Source organism: Novosphingobium sp., assembly GCF_040398825.1.
Lineage (GTDB): Bacteria > Pseudomonadota > Alphaproteobacteria > Sphingomonadales > Sphingomonadaceae > Novosphingobium.
In genome coordinates, this window is sequence record NZ_JBBATI010000002.1 from 53165 (window position 1) to 70974 (window position 17810).

The 17810-nt window shown below is 63.5% G+C and carries 14 protein-coding genes; 10 read left to right on the forward strand and 4 right to left on the reverse strand.

What is annotated here, in order from left to right; translation table 11 throughout:
• Window positions 1-48: 48 nt before the first annotated feature.
• Complete coding sequence (locus ABWP89_RS01610; protein WP_353226697.1) at window positions 49-1560, reverse strand: AMP-binding protein; 1512 nt, start codon at window positions 1558-1560, stop codon at window positions 49-51.
• A gap of 370 nt (window positions 1561-1930) precedes the next feature.
• Here ABWP89_RS01610 and ABWP89_RS01615 point away from each other — a divergent pair, with 370 nt between their 5' ends.
• From ABWP89_RS01615 to ABWP89_RS01625, 3 genes are read left to right on the forward strand one after another with little or no spacing between them, the layout of a single operon-like run.
• Window positions 1931-2716 carry a cyclase family protein gene (locus ABWP89_RS01615; protein ID WP_353226699.1) on the forward strand — a complete coding sequence of 262 codons (786 nt, stop codon included), beginning with the start codon at window positions 1931-1933 and terminating at the stop codon, window positions 2714-2716.
• A gap of 12 nt (window positions 2717-2728) precedes the next feature.
• Entirely contained in the window at window positions 2729-4867 is a 2139-nt protein-coding gene (locus ABWP89_RS01620; RefSeq protein ID WP_353226700.1) for a thiamine pyrophosphate-dependent enzyme, read from the forward strand.
• A 2-nt stretch (window positions 4868-4869) separates the two neighbouring features.
• Window positions 4870-6387, forward strand: coding sequence for an indolepyruvate oxidoreductase subunit beta family protein (locus ABWP89_RS01625; protein ID WP_353226701.1), 1518 nt, complete (start codon window positions 4870-4872; stop codon window positions 6385-6387).
• A gap of 9 nt (window positions 6388-6396) precedes the next feature.
• Here the strand turns inward: ABWP89_RS01625 and ABWP89_RS01630 are convergent, their stop codons facing one another.
• A complete protein-coding gene (locus ABWP89_RS01630) occupies window positions 6397-6786 on the reverse strand; it encodes a RidA family protein (protein ID WP_353226702.1) in 390 nt (129 codons plus the stop codon).
• An 86-nt stretch (window positions 6787-6872) separates the two neighbouring features.
• On the opposite strand from ABWP89_RS01630, the gene ABWP89_RS01635 reads away from it, so the two are divergent.
• On the forward strand, window positions 6873-8327 hold the full coding sequence (locus tag ABWP89_RS01635; protein ID WP_353226704.1) for an oxidoreductase: 1455 nt from the start codon (window positions 6873-6875) through the stop codon (window positions 8325-8327).
• A gap of 4 nt (window positions 8328-8331) precedes the next feature.
• Here the strand turns inward: ABWP89_RS01635 and ABWP89_RS01640 are convergent, their stop codons facing one another.
• Window positions 8332-9156, reverse strand: a complete 825-nt coding sequence (locus tag ABWP89_RS01640; protein WP_353226706.1) for an alpha/beta fold hydrolase — start codon at window positions 9154-9156, stop codon at window positions 8332-8334.
• 147 nt (window positions 9157-9303) lie between these two features.
• Between ABWP89_RS01640 and ABWP89_RS01645 the strand changes: the two genes are divergently transcribed.
• The 6 genes from ABWP89_RS01645 to ABWP89_RS01670 all read left to right on the forward strand — a co-directional run bounded on the left by ABWP89_RS01645 (window position 9304) and on the right by ABWP89_RS01670 (window position 16337).
• Window positions 9304-9888 (forward strand): gluconate 2-dehydrogenase subunit 3 family protein, encoded by a 585-nt coding sequence (locus tag ABWP89_RS01645; RefSeq protein ID WP_353226708.1) that lies wholly within the window; start codon window positions 9304-9306, stop codon window positions 9886-9888.
• A gap of 16 nt (window positions 9889-9904) precedes the next feature.
• Window positions 9905-11497, forward strand: coding sequence for a GMC family oxidoreductase N-terminal domain-containing protein (locus tag ABWP89_RS01650; protein WP_353226710.1), 1593 nt, complete (start codon window positions 9905-9907; stop codon window positions 11495-11497).
• A 174-nt stretch (window positions 11498-11671) separates the two neighbouring features.
• Window positions 11672-14164: a TonB-dependent receptor gene (locus ABWP89_RS01655; RefSeq protein ID WP_353226711.1), complete on the forward strand. Its 2493-nt coding sequence runs from the start codon at window positions 11672-11674 to the stop codon at window positions 14162-14164.
• Window positions 14165-14248: 84 nt separating this feature from the next.
• On the forward strand, window positions 14249-15010 hold the full coding sequence (locus ABWP89_RS01660) for an aspartate/glutamate racemase family protein (RefSeq protein ID WP_353226713.1): 762 nt from the start codon (window positions 14249-14251) through the stop codon (window positions 15008-15010).
• Window positions 15007-15753: a maleate cis-trans isomerase family protein gene (locus ABWP89_RS01665; protein WP_353226715.1), complete on the forward strand. Its 747-nt coding sequence runs from the start codon at window positions 15007-15009 to the stop codon at window positions 15751-15753. The genes ABWP89_RS01660 and ABWP89_RS01665 overlap by 4 nt, the downstream gene beginning before the upstream one ends.
• A 53-nt stretch (window positions 15754-15806) precedes the next feature.
• Window positions 15807-16337, forward strand: a complete 531-nt coding sequence (locus ABWP89_RS01670; RefSeq protein WP_353226716.1) for a winged helix DNA-binding protein — start codon at window positions 15807-15809, stop codon at window positions 16335-16337.
• 147 nt (window positions 16338-16484) lie between these two features.
• Here the strand turns inward: ABWP89_RS01670 and ABWP89_RS01675 are convergent, their stop codons facing one another.
• Entirely contained in the window at window positions 16485-17810 is a 1326-nt protein-coding gene (locus ABWP89_RS01675) for a M20 family metallopeptidase (RefSeq protein WP_353226717.1), read from the reverse strand.

Sequence of the window (17810 nt, forward strand, 5' to 3'; positions counted from 1 at the left end):
GTGATCGACAAATTGGCGGAGAATGCAAGCTGTGAAGCCGGCAGCCGTTCAACTCTGCGCCGCAAACAATTCGGCAAAGCGTTTGCGCAGCTCGGCCTTCAGCACTTTGCCCATCGCATTGCGTGGAAATTCGTCGACGATGTGGATCGCCTTGGGCTGTTTGAACCGGGCCAGCTTTACCTGCGCCACCGCCGCGATCAGCGCGGTGTCCAGGCCGGGCCGGTCCGCTGTCACCACCGCCACCACCGCCTCGCCGAAATCGGGATGCGGCACGCCGATGATCGCCACGTCGGTCACGCCCTCCACCTCGGCCAGCACCATCTCCAGCTCGGCCGGATAGATATTGAAGCCGCCGGAAATGATCAGATCCTTTGACCGCCCGGCAATCGTCAGCCGACCGCTGGCATCGCGAAAGCCGGTGTCGCCGGTCACAAAGAACCCGTCCGCGCCGATCGCCTCGGCCGTGGCTTCGGGCCGGCGCCAATATCCGGCGCACAGATTGGGGCCGCGCATTTCGATTTCGCCGACCTCACCGGGGGGCAGCTCCGACCGCGCTTCGCCGCCGACCACGCGCAGTTCGACGCCGGGCAAGGGATAACCCACGGTACCCGCAATGCGGCCATCCTGCTCATAGCGGTTTGACGTGATCATCACCGTTTCGGTCATGCCATAACGTTCCAGGATGCGCTGGCCCGTCCGTTCCTCGAACGCCGAAAACACCGACGGCAGCAAGGGCGCCGATCCGCACACGAACAGGCGGATTGCGGCGGTCGCGGCGCGGTCGAAATCGGCGCGGTCCAGCAGCCGCGTGTAGAATGTCGGCACCCCCATGAACACGCTGACGGTTGGCAGCAGCGACACCACCTTTGCCGCATCGAACCGGCCCAGCAGGTGCACCGTCGCCGCGCTGTACAGCCCCAGGTGCAGTGCCACGAACAGGCCGTGCGCATGGAACAGCGGCAGGCTGTGCAAAATCGCATCCGCATCCGAAAAATGCCAGGCCTCGTGCAATGCCGCGACGTTGGACGACAGGTTGCGATGCATCAGCATGGCGCCCTTGGGCCGGCCGGTAGTGCCGGATGTGAACAGGATCGCGGCGAGATCGGTTTCCGCCATATGCTCTACCGCCAGGTCTGGCGAAAGCTGCGCGGCCAGGTCGGGCAGCGATCCCGACCCATCCGGTTCCAGCGTGGCGCGGGTCAGGCCATCGCCGGCGGGCGGAACCGCGGTGGCAGAACCGTGCACCAGCAGCACCGGATCGGCATCATCGACCAGCAGCGCCACTTCGCTGGCGGTATAGGCCGGATTCATTGGCACAAAGATCGCCCCTGCGGCCAGCACGGCGCAATAGGTCAGCGCAAACGCCGGTGAGTTTTCCGCCTTGACCATCACCCGGTCGCCCCGCTTCACCCCCAGCGCGGCCAGCGCGGCGCGGTAACGACCGATGGCAGCGGGCAGTTCGCCAAACGTGCAGACCGTTTCGCCCTGCCAGATCAGCGCCGGTTTGCTGTCGTGCCCGGCCTGGCGGGACAGGAAAATGGCAATCAGGTTAGCGTTCATGGCCCTGCTCTCTTGTTTTACGCCCGATGCGAAGCTGCACTGCCGTGCAGTCATACCTCCCGCCCCGCCTCCCCGCCCGACCACCAATGATACCATCATGCTGTGGTGGTCGGGCGGGGAGGCGGGGCGGGAGGTATGAGTCGCGCTTAGCGCGTCTTGGCAAAAGGTGCTTACCCATAGATGGACGACGGTTTGCCCGCAAAGCCAGACTTCTCATATGATGAAATCACCGTCGGCGCGATCGTGCACCAGCCGATACATTTTAAGCTTGAAATAAATTGCCCGAATGCCAAACTTCGGGCAAGCCCCATTGCACACGGCCGCCAAATCGGCTCGGATGGCGATGTACGACAGGACAGGAGGCATCACGATGGCAGATACGGGAATTCTTGCGGGCCTGCTCGGCGCAATCGCTGGTGGCGGCATCAAGGTCATCGACCTGACCGAAACGCTGACGCCCGATTACCCGACGATCGCCCTGCCCCCGGAATTCGGCCAGGCGTCACCCTTCGTAAAGACCGAAATCTCGCGCTATGACGATCGCGGGCCAGGCTGGTACTGGAACAACTTCACCATCAGCGAACACACCGGCACGCATTTCGATGCGCCGATCCACTGGGTCACCGGCAAGGATGTCGAAAACGGCTCGGTCGATACGATCGACCCCGCGCGGTTCATCGCCCCGGTCTGCGTGATCGACTGCACTGCGCAAGTCGCCGCCAACCCCGATTTCATCCTGTCGGTCGCCGTGCTCGAAGCGTGGGAGGCCGATCACGGCCGCATTCCTGCGGGCAGCTGGGTGTTCCTGCGCAGCGACTGGCGCAAGATTGCCGATCCCGCCAACTATACCAACCTCGATGCCGCGGGCGCCCATTCGCCCGGCCCCGATGCGGCCGCAACGCTGTGGATGATCAACGATCGCGACGTGATCGGCTTTGGCACCGAATGCGTGGGCACCGATGCGGGGCAGGCGTTTTTGTTCGAACCGCAATACCCGTGCCACCACTACATGCACGGCGCGGGCCGCTATGGCCTGCAATGCATGACCAACCTTGATCTGCTGCCGCCCACCGGCGCGGTGATCGTGGCGGCGCCGCTGAAAATCGACAACGGATCGGGCAGCCCATTGCGGGTGCTGGCCCTGGTTCCGGCCTAAGCCCGCCAGACCGTGGCAGAACGCTCCTTCGCCCAGGAAGTCGAAAAGCTGCGCCTTGGCGCGGGTGAGGAATTTGCGGGCGAAGGCATTCTCGCGGTTACCAAGGCGCTGCTCCAGTCCGGCATATCCTATGTCGGCGGCTATCAGGGTTCACCGATTTCGCACCTGCTGGATGTGCTGTCCGATGCGCAGGACATCATGGGTGAACTGGGCATCCGTTTCGAAGCGTCGGCCAATGAAGCGGCCGCCGGCGCGATGCTGGCGGCCAGCGTGAATTACCCCTTGCGCGGCGCGGTCGCGTGGAAATCGGTGGTGGGCACCAATGTGGCGTCCGATGCGCTGTCCAACGTGGCATCCGGTGGTGTGACCGGCGGCGCGATGATCATCGTGGGGGAGGACTATGGCGAAGGGTCCTCGATCATGCAGGAACGCACGCATGCGTTTGCCATGAAATCGCAGATCTGGCTGCTCGATCCGCGCCCCAACCTGCCCTCGATCGTCAACATGGTCGAAAAGGGCTTTGAACTGTCCGAAGCATCCGGCAGCCCGGTCATGCTGGAGCTGCGGGTGCGTTCGTGCCATCTGTACGGCCGGTTCACCGCCAAGGACAATGTGCGCCCGGCGTTCGGCCTGAAACAGGCGATGGAAAACCCGGTCCGCGATGTCGACCGGATCGTGCTGCCCCCGGCCAATTTCCTGCACGAGCGCGAAAAGATCAGCCAGCGCTGGCCGGCGGCGGTGAAGTTCATCAAGGAGCACAAGCTCAACGAATTTCTGGGCGGGCACCTGGGCGATGTCGGCATCATCGTGCAGGGCGGGATGTACAACAACCTGATCCGCGCGCTGGAACTGGTCGGGCTATCCGACAGCTTTGGCCAGACCGAAATTCCGATCTATTGCCTCAACGTCGCCTATCCGCTGATCGACAGCGAAGTGACCGGGTTCTGCGCTGACAAAAAGGCGGTGTTCCTGATCGAGGAAGGCCAGCCCGAATTCATCGAACACAATGTCAACACCATCCTGCGCCGCGCCGATCTGCAGACGAAACTGATCGGCAAGCAAACCCTGCCGCTGGCGGGGGAATATACTGGCCAGGTGATCAAGGACGGCCTGGTGCGATTCCTGCGCGACCATGCGCCCGGGCTGGCGGCAAAGGCCGCGCTGCCGCCGTCGCCGGTTGGCAGCAACCAGGCGCCGCTGACCGATGTGGTGCCGGCGCGGCCATCGGGGTTTTGCACCGGCTGCCCCGAACGCCCGATCTTTACCGCGATGAAGCTGGTGGAGCGCGACATCGGCGAATTCCACATTTCGGGCGATATCGGCTGCCACATCTTTTCGATCCTGCCGCCGTTCAACCTGGGCAACACCACCATGGGCTATGGGCTGGGCATGGCGGGGGCCGCCGCGTTCCAGTCGGATTCCAGCCAGCGCACGGTGTCGGTGATGGGCGATGGCGGATTCTGGCACAATGGCCTGACATCGGGGGTTGGCCACGCGGTGTTCAACCGCAACGACGGGGTGACCGTGCTGGTCGACAATGGCTATTCGGCGGCGACCGGCGGGCAGGATATCCTGTCCAGCCGCGCTGAAAACCGCACCCGCACCACCAAACATCCGATGGAAAACGCGATCCGCGGCATCGGCGGCCAATGGGTGCGCACCGTGCGCAGCTATGACCTGGCGGCGATGACCGCCACCCTGACCGAGGCGATGACGACCGACTTCAAGGGGCCGAAGATCATCATCGCCGAATCCGAATGCATGTTGAACAAGCAGCGCCGCACCAAACCGCTGGTGGCCAAGGCGATCAAGGGCGGCAAGCGCGTGGTCAAGGAACGGTTCGGCGTCGATGCCGATACCTGCAGCGGTGATCATTCATGCATCCGCCTGTCCGGCTGCCCCACATTGACGCTGCGCGACAATCCCGATCCGCTGCGCGATGATCCGGTGGTGCAAGTGCTGGATGATTGCGTGGGCTGCGGCCATTGCGGCGAAACCGCCCATGCCGCGGTGCTGTGCCCCAGCTTTTACCGCGCCGACATGGTGTTCAATCCGGGGCGTTGGGATCGCCTGCGCCAGAGCATTCGCAGCGCGGTGATCGGCTTTTTCCAGGCACGCGCCGCGCGTCGCCGTGCCCTGACGGCGTTTTGATCATGCAGACCAGTGGCACCCGTCCGATCAGCATCGCGATCATGGCGCTGGGCGGCCAGGGCGGTGGGGTCATGGCCGATTGGACCGTGCGCGCCGCTGAACTGGCCAATTTCCGCGCGCAATATACCTCGGTTCAGGGCGTGGCGCAGCGCACCGGCGCCACGATCTATTACATCGAACTGTTCCCGGAAACCGAGATCGCTGCCCGGGGCAAGGAACCGGTGCTGGCGCTGATGCCGGTGCCGGGCGATGTCGACGTGGTGGTCGCGTCGGAACTGATGGAGGCCGGCCGCGCGATGATGCGCGGCTTTGTCACGCCTGAACGCACCACGCTGATCGGATCGAGCCACCGCGTCTTTGCGATTTCCGAAAAGATCGCGATGGCCGACGGGCGTGCCGACAGCGGCGCGGTGCACGAGGCGGCGCAGGCCCGCGCCAAACGCTGGATCGCGTTCGATATGGAGGCCACCGCCCGCGAAGGCGGCAGCGTGATCAGCGCGGTGATGTTCGGTGCGCTGGCCGGATCGGGCGCTTTGCCGATCCCGCGCGACGTGTTTGAAGCGGTAATCCGCGAAAGCGGCAAGGCCGTGCCCGCCAATCTGGCGACTTTTGCGCTGGGGTTTGATCGCGCGCGCGGGATCGGCATGCCCGTTGCTCCGCCCGCCGCTGCAGTGGTGGCCGCTGTTGAGCCACCCGCAGTGGTGAAACCGCTGCTCGCCCGCATTGACGCCGAAATGCCGTTCATCGCGCGCGAATTTGCCATCGAAGGCCTGCGCCGCACCATCGATTTTCAGGATTTGCGCTATGGCGTGCTCTATCTTGACCGGCTGAAACAAGCGGCCGACTGGGACGCCGCGGCCGGGGGCAGCACCCGCCGCCACGACCTGATCCGCGAACTGGCCCGCCACCTGGCGCTGTGGATGACCTTTGACGATACGTTCCGGGTCGCCGATCTGAAAACCCGCAGCAGCCGTTTCGAACGCTTTCGCCGCGAAGTGAATGCCGCGCCCGACCAGATCGTCGCGGTCACCGAATTCATGCACCCGCGCCTGCAGGAGGTGGCGGATTCACTGCCCGCCGCGCTGGGCAGTTGGGCCGCACGACAGGCCTGGCTGGGGCGGTGGTTTGCCAAAGGCCGCAAAGTACAGACCAGCAGCCTGCGCGGTTTCCTGATGCTGAGCCTGCTGGCGACGGGCCGCCGCTGGCGCCGCTCCACCTTGCGTTTTCAGCGCGAAGATGCCGCCATCAACGGCTGGCTGGACCGCGTGCAGCGGCTTGCGGCCAGCGACTATGCCACAGCGGTCGAAGTCGTTCGCTGCCAGAAACTGATCCGTGGCTATGGCGATACCAACGAGCGCGGATCGCACAACTTCGGGTTGATCATGGCGGCGGTGGATGCGGCATCGGGCCATGCCGGGCTGGCCTTGCGCATTCGCCGGCTGCGCGAAGCCGCGCTTGCCGACGAAAAGGGCGCGCGTCTGGCCGAAGTTCTGGCCGAAGCGACCGCCGAAGCGGCCTGACGCGGCGGATCAGTCGGGAATGACCGCGGTCACCTCGATCTCGATCACCGCTTCGGCCTCCATCAGCGCGACAACCTGCACAACCGCCATCACCGGAAAATTCCGACCCATGATCTCGCGATAGATCGCGCCGATCTCGCGGTCATTGGCCAGGTAATCGTCACGGCTCGTCACATACCAGGTCATCCGCACGACATGTTCGGGCCGGGCACCGCCGCTGGCGAGGATGGTGACAATATTGTTCAGCGCCTGCCGGAACTGCACGACCAGGCCGCCGTGAAAACGTTCCTCTGCATCCCAGCCGACGATGCCGGCCAGAAAAATCAGCTCACCACGCGCGGCGATGCCGTTGGCATAGCCTTTGGGACGGGGCCAGCCGTCGGGTTGCAGAACCTTCATGATCCTCCTGTGGCGCTGCTTGACAGTGCGTCTGCGGTGACCGATATTTTAAACTTGAAATAATGTCCAGCCCAAGGATCAGGCCGATGTTCAAACCTGCCGAACGGATCATCCACCGCCCCGATCCCGGTCGTTGGCCCGATGCGGCCGAAGCGGCGCGGTCGCGGCTGTTTTCACCCGTGCAGATCGGTCCGCTGGCACTGGCCACGCGCACCTGGGTACCCGCCATGGTGCCGTGGCGCGCCACCCCGGATGGAGCGGCCGGCGCCGACGTGATCGATTGGTATGCGCGGTTTGCAGCCGGCCGCCCCGGCGCGATCGTGATTGAGGCCACCGGTATCCGCGATGTGCCATCCGGCCCGCTGCTGCGTATCGGTGACGATCGTTTCCTGCCCGGCCTCACCCGGCTGGTCGACGCGGTGCGTGAGGCGAGTGGCGGCGAGACAAAGCTGCTGATCCAGCTGATCGATTTTCTGGCGATCCGCCGCCGGCCCGACCGCACCACCTTTCTGTCGCGGTTTCTGGCGCTGACCGACCGGCACCGCGCCGCCACCGGTGAGACTGATGATGACGCGGTGCGGCGCGCGTTGATCGCCATGCCTGATGCAGATCTGCACGCGGTACTCGATCCGCGCGACCGCGAATCGCTCACCCAGGGCTATCGCGAACGCGTGACCGATGTGGACAAGCCGCATATCGCCGATCTGCCACAGGTGCTGCCCGGTCTGTTTGCCGCGGCGGCGGCGCGTGCGGCACACGCCGGCTTTGACGGTATCGAGCTGCACTATGCCCATGCCTATACCATGGCGTCGTTTCTGTCGGGCCTGAACAACCGCAGCGACGGGTTTGGCGGGCCGCGCGAAGACCGTGTGCGGCTGCCACTGAACGTCTATCACGCGGTGCGCGCGGCGGTGCCGTCACAGATGGCGGTGGGCTGCCGGTTCCTGGCCGAGGAATGCATTGCGGGCGGCAACACGGTCGATGATGCAGCGTGGTTCGCAGTCGAATTTGCGCGCGCCGGCATGGATTTCCTGTCGCTGTCGCGTGGCGGCAAGTTTGAAGACGCGTTGCAACCGCGCGTGGGTGAGGCCGCCTATCCCTACACCGGGCCCAGCGGGTATGAATGCATGCCGGCGTTCATTTCCGATGTCGCGGGACCGTTCGGGCGCAACGCCCGCCCGGCCCATACCATCCGCGCGACGGTTCGCACGGCAGGCTTTACCACCCCGGTGGTGCTGGCCGGCGGTATCCACGGCTTTGCCCAGGCCGAAGCGATGCTGGCGCAGGGCGACGCCGATGTGATCGGTTCTGCCCGCCAGTCGCTTGCCGACCCGGACTGGTTTCGCAAGGTCCGCGCCGGCGCCGGCGACGCCGTCAGGCAATGCGAATTTTCCAACTATTGCGAAGGGTTGGACCAGAAACACAAGCAGGTGACGTGCAAGCTGTGGGACCGGCAAAAGACCGGCGATACCCAGACCGGCATGTCGCACGACGGAAAACGGCGGTTGACCGCGCCGGCGTGGGACGCCGGCGCGGGATAACCGTTCAGCCAGCGCAGTGATCGCCCACCAGCCGGCGGAACAGTGGCCCGTGTTCGATCATGGTCCAATGGCCGCACTTTGCAATCGTGTGCAATTGCGAATTGGGCAGGTGCTGGTGCAGGTTCCATGACACTTGTGGATCGACCACGCGGTCGTCGCGCCCGTGCACCAGCAGCGTTTCGTGGGTGATCGTCTGCAACGCGTGGATCGGCAGGCACTGCGCATCCAGCCAGCGCTGGCGCGGTGCGGGAAACAGGCGGTGAAAATGATCGAGCGCGCCCGGCCGTGAGCAGGCCTTCAGCCGCATCGCGATCAGTTCGTCGGTGATCAGCGCCTGGTTCCACGCCATCACGCTCATCGCGCGTTTCATATGTTCCGCCGTGGGTTTGAAATCCCACAGCAATTCCAGGTTTTCGTTGACACGCGCTGGCCAGCCACCCGGCCCCATCAGCACCAGCCGGTCGATGCGGTCGGGGTGTTTCCACGCCAGCCACAACGCCAGCGAACCGCCAAAGCTGTTGCCGACGACGTGCGCCTTATCAATATTCAGCGCATCCAGCAGCGCGATAATCTGTTCGACCCAGGAATCCATGAACCGAAAGGGGAAATCGGCGGGTGTTTCGGTATAGCCGAACCCGACCAGATCAGGGGCGATAATGCGGAACCGGTCCTGCATCGCCGGAATGAACGTGCGCCAGTTGGCCCAGGCACAGGCACCCGCGCCGGAACCATGCAGTACCAGCATCGCCGGGCCATCGCCGTGGATATGGGTGTTGGTCCGATAGCTGCCGGTCTGGACAAATTCGCCGATTTCGGGGTTATCGCTCATCCGGTTTCTCCACATAGGCTCATCCGTCGAACTTCAATCGACAGTCAATCGCATGGTTAGCGCTTATCCGGCCGAAGCTCAAAATGTTTCTGGACAGGGGGGCAATTTAGTTTAGGCTTTAAATATCTCCTTGAGGGGGCGGTTTTGATGGTAATGGACCTGCGCGACAAGGGTAACGGGCCAGGCCGACGGACTTTGCTGAAGTCCGCCGCGTTCGGCATGTTTGCCTTCAGCGTTGCCGGGATTGATATGCTGCTGTCCCCGCAGGAAGCCCGCGCCCGCGACGCCGCCCTGACCGTGCTTTCGCATGACGAGGCTGCTCTGCTCGAAGCATTTGGTGAGGCGCTGGTCCCTGGTGCACGCGTCGCGGGTATTGCCCATTTTGTCGATGCCAATCTGGCCCGTCCGCATGCGCAATCGCTGCTGACCGCACGTTATCTCGATGTGCTGCCGCCGCACGATGCCTTTTACCGCGAAGGTCTGGCCGCGCTGGACCGTGCCAGTCACGCGGCGCTGGGTGCCCCGTTTGTGCAGGTTTCTGCGGAACAGGCCAAACCGCTGATTGCCGCGATGCTGCCGGGCACGATCGCCCCGTGGCACGGCCCGCCGCCGGCGCTGTTCTATCTGGCAGTGCGCAGCGATGCCGCCGATCTGGTCTATGGCACGCCTGCCGCGTTTGCGCGGATGAATGTTCCCTATATGCCGCACATCGCGCCGCCGGGGGACTGGTAGGACAATGGTCCGACCTGTGTCCCACAACCAGGCCCACAGCCCGACGCGTCATGCACGGGTCGATGCGGTCATCGTCGGCGCCGGGGCCGCCGGCAATGTGTTTGCCGCGGTACTGGCAGAGGCGGGCAAGTCGGTGCTCGTGCTCGATCCCGGCCCGGCGTGGAAGCCGGCCGATCTGTACAGTTCCGCCATCTGGTCGCGCCGGCTGCGCTGGGGTGGCCCACCGGTGGAATCGACCGGCGCCAATGCGTTCGGGGCGGGTTTCAACGCCGGCTGGGGCACTGGTGGAGCGGCGCTTCACCACTATGGCACCTGGCCACGGCTGATGCCGGCCGATTTCACCATGCAATCGGATCACGGCAAGGGGCTGGACTGGCCGATCGGCTATGACGACCTGCGCCCGTTCTATGACCGCGTTCAGACAGAGGTGGGCGTGTCGGGCGATGCGGTGGCCGAAATCTGGCGCCCGGCGGGCGAACCCTATCCCCTGCCCCCGCTCCAGCAATTTGCGCAGGCACGGCTGCTGGCCAAGTGCTTTCACGCATCCGGCATGAAGACCGCACCCAGCCCGATGGCAATCCTGTCGCAGGACTACAAGGGCCGCCCGGCGTGTCTGTATGATGGCTGGTGCGATGCCGGCTGCCCGATCGGCGCTCTCGCCAATCCGCTGGTGACGTACCACCCGCGCGCGATCAAGGCCGGCGCGAAATTCGTGAACCATGCACATGTCACGCGGCTGTTGCCGGGCAAGACCGCGCGGGTTGCCGCCGGGGTGGACTATGTCGACGCCGCCGGGACCACCCACACCGTGCTGGCCGACATGGTCATCCTGGCCGCGTCGACCATTTCCAACCCGACGATCCTGCTCAACAGCACCGGCGGCGACTGGCATCTTGGTGCTGGCAATTCCTCAGGCCTGGTCGGCCGCTATTTCATGACTCATTCGATCACCTCGGTTTACGGCTTTTTTGATGACGAAGAGACCGAAAACTACCTGGGCGTGACCGGCGCCCAGGCCACCAACATGGACCATTATGGCAAGCTGAGCCTGGGTGACGGTGCGTTTGGCAGCCTGCAATGGCAACTGGCGCCGACCATGAAACCCAACGATCTGCTGGGGGTGGCGATGGCCCGCGCCGACCTGTTTGGCGCCGATCTGACACGTTTCATGGAACGCGCGGTGCACCACCTGGCGGTCATGTTCGGCTTTGGCGAAGGCTTACCGCTGCTGGACAACCGCGTCGAACTGTCCGACCGGGTGGGGCCTGGTGGCACCAGAACGCCGCGCGTGGTGCATGCGTTTGCGCCTGAATCGATCAGATTGTCGCAGAACGCGGCAAAGCTGGGGCTCAAAATCGTCGCGAGCGGCGGGGCCAGCGAACCATGGGCAGGGCCGATGGCGAACGCGCATATGATGGGCGGCACGATCATGGGCACCGATCCGCACAGATCGGTGACCGACAGTTTTGGCCGCAGCCACGATATCGGCAATCTGATCATCGCCGGGCCGGGACTTTATCCGACCGCGGGAGCGATGAACCCGAACTTTACCAACCACGCATTGGCCTTGCGCAACGCCGAACACGCCGTGTCGCGCTGGCTCTCATAATGCGAGCTGGCGCTATCAAGTTAAATTGACTTTCGATTGAAATTTGTAATAACACGATCACCAAACCACTACGACGCATCTGAAATTGCGCGCGGCACATACCGGAACGCAGGCACCGGAACAGACACACACACCTTGGGCACTCAGCCGAGGGGGGTATCAAAGGGGAGTACCATGAGGACCATCACGAAAATGACACTGGGTGCATGCGCGGCCACGCTGGCCATGGCATGGGCACTGCCGGCCATGGCCGAACAGGCCGCTGCGCCGGCCACGCAGGACGCCGCGCCAAAGGACAATTCGGTGCTGAGCGGCGAAATCGTCGTGACCGCGCAAAAACGTTCGGAAAACGTGCAGAACGTCGGCATCGCGATCACCGCTTATTCGGGCAGCCAGCTGCGCGCACTGGGCATCGCCAAAAGCGCCGATGTCGCCAGCTTTTCCCCCGGCGTGTTCATTTCGGGCAGCCTGGCCGGGCAGAACACCCAGTTCACCATTCGCGGCGTAACCCAGAACGATTTCAACGACATCGTTGAGGCTCCCAATGCGGTCTATCTCGACGAAGGCTATATCGCCATCGCGCAGGGCCAGTCGTTCGCGGTGTTCGACATCGACCGCGTCGAAGTGCTGAAGGGCCCCCAGGGCACGCTGTTCGGACGCAATGCCACCGGCGGCCTGATCCATTACATCAGCCACCTGCCCTCGCTGAAGAAGTGGGAAGGCTATGCCGATGCCCGCTATGGCATTCTCGACAGCACCTCCAACCCCGGCGTGTTCACGCTGGAGGGCGCGGTTGGCGGCCCCGTTAGCGACAAGGTCGCGGTACGGGCGTCGGGCCGGTGGAACAAGGCGCAGCCTTATCTTAAAAACCTTTACCCGCTGGGCGCGGTCGGCGGATCACCCGGTGCGGGTGCCGGGGCCGATCTGGGCAACGACGACACGCTGTCGGGCCGTTTCACCGTGCTGGTGGAACCGTCATCGACCACACAGCTGATCCTGTCCGCCAACGGTTCGCGGTCAAAGGTCAGCACCGGGCCCTACACGCAAAAGGCAACGATCGCGCAGTTTGACCAGAACGGTGAACTGGTCAACGTGCTGGACGTCGGTCCCAACGAAACGCGCGCCTCGATCGGCGTTGCGGGCGCTCCGCGCGTCGTCAACGGTGACGCCGGGTCCGACCTTAACAACGATGGCGTGTTTGGCGGCGCAGGCGAAATCTATGGCCGTGCACCGGGCGCAGACTTTTTCGGATACAAGGCGCCCAATCCGGCAACGCGCACGTTTTCCAGCGATTTTGCCTTTAAAAACCAGGGTCACGTTGACACCTGGGGGGTCAACCTGCGCGCCAAGACCGAACTGACCGACAGCATCACCTTGTCGTCGATCACCGATTACAAGAACTTCAAAAAGCTGCTGTTCATCGACGTCGATGCCGGCCCGGCCAACCAGCTGGCCAATTATGGCAATGTCGATGCCAACAGCTTTACCCAGGAATTGCGCCTGAACGGCAAGGCGAGCAAGCTGAACTGGACGGCAGGCGTATACTTTCTGCATATCGACAACTTGTCGAAAAATGGCCTGAAAGCCCCGCTCAACGGACTGGTTCCGGGCAACCCGATCGATATCGCATCGACCGCGCACCTGAAAACGACCAGCTATTCCGGGTTTGGCCAGGTCGACTATGATGTCACCGACCAGATCAAGGTCATTGTGGGCGGCCGGATCATCAGCGAACACAAAGACTATAATTTTATTCAGCAGCTGTTTGTCTCGCCCGATCCGAACGTGGTGCAACCGGCGCAGACCGCGCCCGGTTTTCCGCTCACCATCGGGCCGATCTATCCCGGTGGCGTGCCCTCGCCCTATCTCGACAAGGACAGCAAGACCTTGTGGGCGGGCAAAGTGCAGGTTGAATACCGCCCGGCCAGGGGCACGCTGCTCTATGCCGGCATCAACCGCGGGGTAAAGGCGGGCAGCTACAACGCCCAGCTCAACGGCGGCCTGGCCACCCCGGATTCGGCGATCAAATATGGCGCGGAAACGCTGTGGTCGTATGAAGGCGGGTTCAAGCTGTCGATGCTGGACAACAAGGTCCGGCTGAACGGCGCGGTCTATTATTATGATTACAAGAACTACCAGTCGTTCCTGTTCACCGGGGTGGCCGGGCTGGTCATCAATGCCGATGCGCGCACCTATGGCGGCGAAATTTCGCTGCAGGCCAACCCGATGCGCGGGCTGGATCTGGCGCTGTCGTTCTCGGACTTCAACGCCCTGGTAAAGAATGTGCCGTTGCGGGTGGGTGGCCCGATCCGCAAGGATCTAAAGCCGACTTACGCGCCTGAAACCCAGGCGTCGGGTATCATCCGCTATGGCTGGGACATGTTCGGCGGGGAAATGGCGGCCAATGCCAACGTTTCCTATTCGTCATCGTTCTTCTACAACTTGCGCAACTTCGACGCCGACAAATTTGGTGGCTATGCCAATGTCGATCTGGGTCTGGGCTGGACTTCGGCCAGCAAGATGCTCGAAGTCGGTGTGCGGGTGGACAACGTCACCAACCACCTGATCGGGCTGCAAGGTTATGATCTGGCCGGTCTGTGCGGTTGTAACGAAGTATCCTACAAACCGCCGCGGACCTTCTCGATCCACACGCGCGTCAACTTCTGATCAACGGCGCAATCGCCTCTGCCCCCGGTCTGGCGGCGGAGGCGATTGCGTCACTTTTCTTTGCGCACAAAGGATTTTCCCAACGTGGTCGCGATCAAGCGCATCCTGATGATTGTTCCAGTTCCGGTTCCCGCGTTCGCGCTGGGCGGTTTTGCCGGCCAGATTCCGGCGGAACTGATCCGTCCCGATATTGCCATCGATTTCGTCGGTTGCCGCAACGGCGCAAACCTCATCGATTCTCCCTATGAACAGACGCTGGCGGATGCCTGGGTGCTGGATGCCGGCGCGCGGGCAGAAGACCAGGGCTATGCGGCGGTATGCGTCAATTCGATGAGCGACAGCGGTCTCGCCGCCCTGCGATCGCGCCTGTCCATTCCCGTTGTCGGCCCGGGGCGGTCGTCCTTCTTTCTGGCGGCGGACCTGGGCAAACGCTTTTCAGTGCTGACCATGTGGAAACGCTGGCATCCACTTTATGAAAAACTGGCGCTGGAAACCGGGCTGGGTTCACGGCTGGCGTCGATCCGCAATATCGATGTCCGCCCCGACACGGCCGAGCTGCTGGCCGGCAAGGAAGACATCGTGTTCGCCCTGCTGGAGCGCGAGGCGCGGCGGGCGATCGACGAAGACGGCGCCGATGTGCTGATCCTGGGTTCCACGACCATGCACCAGTCGGCCACCTGGCTGGCATCGCGGGTGGAAGTACCGGTGCTCAATCCCGGGCTGATTGCGTTCAAACAGTGCGAAATGCTGATCGACCTGGGGCTGGCCCAGTCAAAGACCACCTATTTTCCGCCCGAAACCGCGCAGGACGGGCTGCTCGATCCGGTCGCACCGCTGTTCCCATGACCCGGCCTTTTCGGATCGGGCAGATCGTGCCCAGTTCCAACACCACCATGGAAACCGAAATCCCGGCCATGCTGCGCGCGCGCGAAGCGGCCTTTCCCGAACGGTTCACCTATCACTCCAGCCGCATGCGGATGATGCACGTGGTCAGGGAAGAGCTGGCGGCGATGGATGCGCAATCGCTGCGCTGCGCCGCCGAATTGGCCGACGCGCGGGTGGATGTCATTGGCTACGCCTGCCTGGTGGCGATCATGGCCATGGGCCCCGGCTATCACCGCACCAGCGAGACCAATCTCGCCGGGATCGCCGCGCGCGAAGGCGGTCAGGCCCCGGTCGTGACGAGCGCCGGCGCGCTGGTAAAGACGCTGGGGGAACTGGGCTTTGCACGGATTGCCGTGCTCACGCCTTATATGAAACCGCTAACCCGCATGGTAACCGACTATATCACCGCCGAAGGGTTCACTGTGCAATCGGTCCATTCACTGGAAATATCGGACAACCTTGCCGTTGGCCGGCGCGATCCGTTCGCGGCGATCGCGGCGGCGGATCAGCTCGACCTGGCCGGTTGCGATGCGCTGGTGCTGTCTGCCTGTGTGCAGATGCCCGCCGCCGCGGCGATCGAGGCGGCGCAGCAGCGCTTTGGCCTGCCGGTGGTGACGGCATCCAGCTGCACCGTGCGGCAAATGTTGCACGCGCTTGGCCTGCCGGCAATCGTGCCCGGTTTTGGCGCGGCCTTGTCTGCGTGAGCACCTTGCCCGATAAGGCTGGTGATCCGCTTGTCAGGAGCCCGCGCGCCGCCATGAAATCCAAATATTACCGCAACTGGCACCTCGCCAACGACGAGACCGAGTTCAAGGTCACCGAGATGGAATTCGCGCTGATGCGCGTGATCGAGGCGTTTGCCCGGTGGGTTGCCGCGGCCGACGAAATGGTCGGATTGTCAGATTTGAAACATGCGGAGCATGTCATCCTGCACGTGATCCGCATGCAGAACCGGCCCAAAAGCGGCGCAACCATCGCGCGCCTGCTCAACCGCGATGACCTGCCCAACATCCAGTACAGCCTGCGCAAGCTGGAAAGCGCCGGGCTGATCCACAAGAACAAGGAAGCGGGCACCAAAAACCACACTTATTCGATCACCAAGCTGGGTGAGCGGCTGACCAACGAATATTCCAAACTCCGCAGCGAAATCCTGATTCGCAAATTTCGCAGCCTGACCAGCTTTGACGAACGGGTGGAGGATGCGACCGAACTGCTGTCGATCATCACCGGCATTTACGAGGAATCCGCACGCACCTCGGTCACGCTGAACCGCGCCAGCGACGTTTAGAGACTGTTTTGAAAGTCGCCTGCAGGCGACTTTATGCCACCCACCGCCCCGCACCCCCGGCCCATCCGCCCACAGGGTACCTTAACCGGGCGGATGGGCCGGGGGTGCGGGGCGATGGGGTGGCACTTTCAAAACAGACTCTGAACCTCACAACCCCAGTTCGCTGCGCGGCCGCATCAGCGTATCGATGCAGGCATAGAGGATCTTTTCCAGGCACGGCATCAGATCGGGCACATAAGTCGCGCCCATGCCACCCAGCCCTTCGGCAATCGGTTCGGGCGATCCTTCCGCCGGCCAGGGCCAGCCGATCCGCGCGGTGGGCACGCCCAACCGGCGCAGTGCCGCACCATCGGTCTGCCCGCCCAGCGGATCGGGCGTGACATAGGCCCGGTTCTCGATGCTTTCCCATCCGCGCCGGCACGACTGGATGATCCAGTTGGCCGGATCGGTGGTGCCGCCGGGGGTTGATCCATACATTTGCCAGTCACAGTCAATTTCGGGGAATCGTGCGGCCAGATCAATCATGAACGCTTCGAACTGGGCCTTTACCTCACCCGGCGTGGTGCGCGGGCTGATGCGCACATCGAAAAACACTTCGGTGACCGCGCTGGGGAACGCGGGCCGTTCCGGCCAGCCGCCGCGCACGCCAGCGATCCAGCCGTGGGGATAGATATCGCCCGACCGGTTCTTTTCGGCATAGTCGATCAGCCATTGTTCCAATTCCAGGATCACCGTCGCCGCCGGCACCACCGAACTGCGGAAACCAGGCGTGCCGCGCGGCACCCCGGCATAACCAAGCGTGCCTTTGACCTGGATCTTGAACCACCCCATGCCGGGCTCTTCGTGATAGACCCAGTTCCATGGCTTCATGATGATCGCGAAATCGGGCGCCATGCCGCGGTTGAGCAAGTGATGGACGCCATGGCTCATCCCCGCATTGTCGCGTTGGGGAATGGTCACGGGCATCCCGCCATCGGCAAACGCCACGTTGAGCGTGCCCAGCATCGGCACATCGGCCTCGATCAGCGCGGTCGCCACTTCCAGCAGGCTGGCCACCATCGCCTTTGGGTTGGATGACCCCAGGCCATAGACCCAGTCACCGACCATCTTGGCCGAAGGGCGCAAATCGGCAAACTGTTCGGGGCCGGCCCAGGGGAAATCGGTTTCATCGCCTTCCAGGTGCGTATCGATCGGCGCATAGAGCAGCAGCGTCGCCCCGCCGCCTGTCCCGCGCTTTTCGCCCAGCACATTGGACGAAATGGGGGTCATCGGGTCGAGCGTCGGCGCCAGGCCGATGCGGGCCATGTGGTCCGCCACAAATTCTGCCGCAGTGCGCGTGGCACCGGTGGGCGAATGGATATCGGTGATCGCGAACAACAAATGTTTCAGCCGGTCCGGATCAAGCCGCGCTTTCGCACGCGCGAATGCAGCCTCCATGGCCGGCGTGAACGGCGCCGAAGCAGTGGGTTCCAT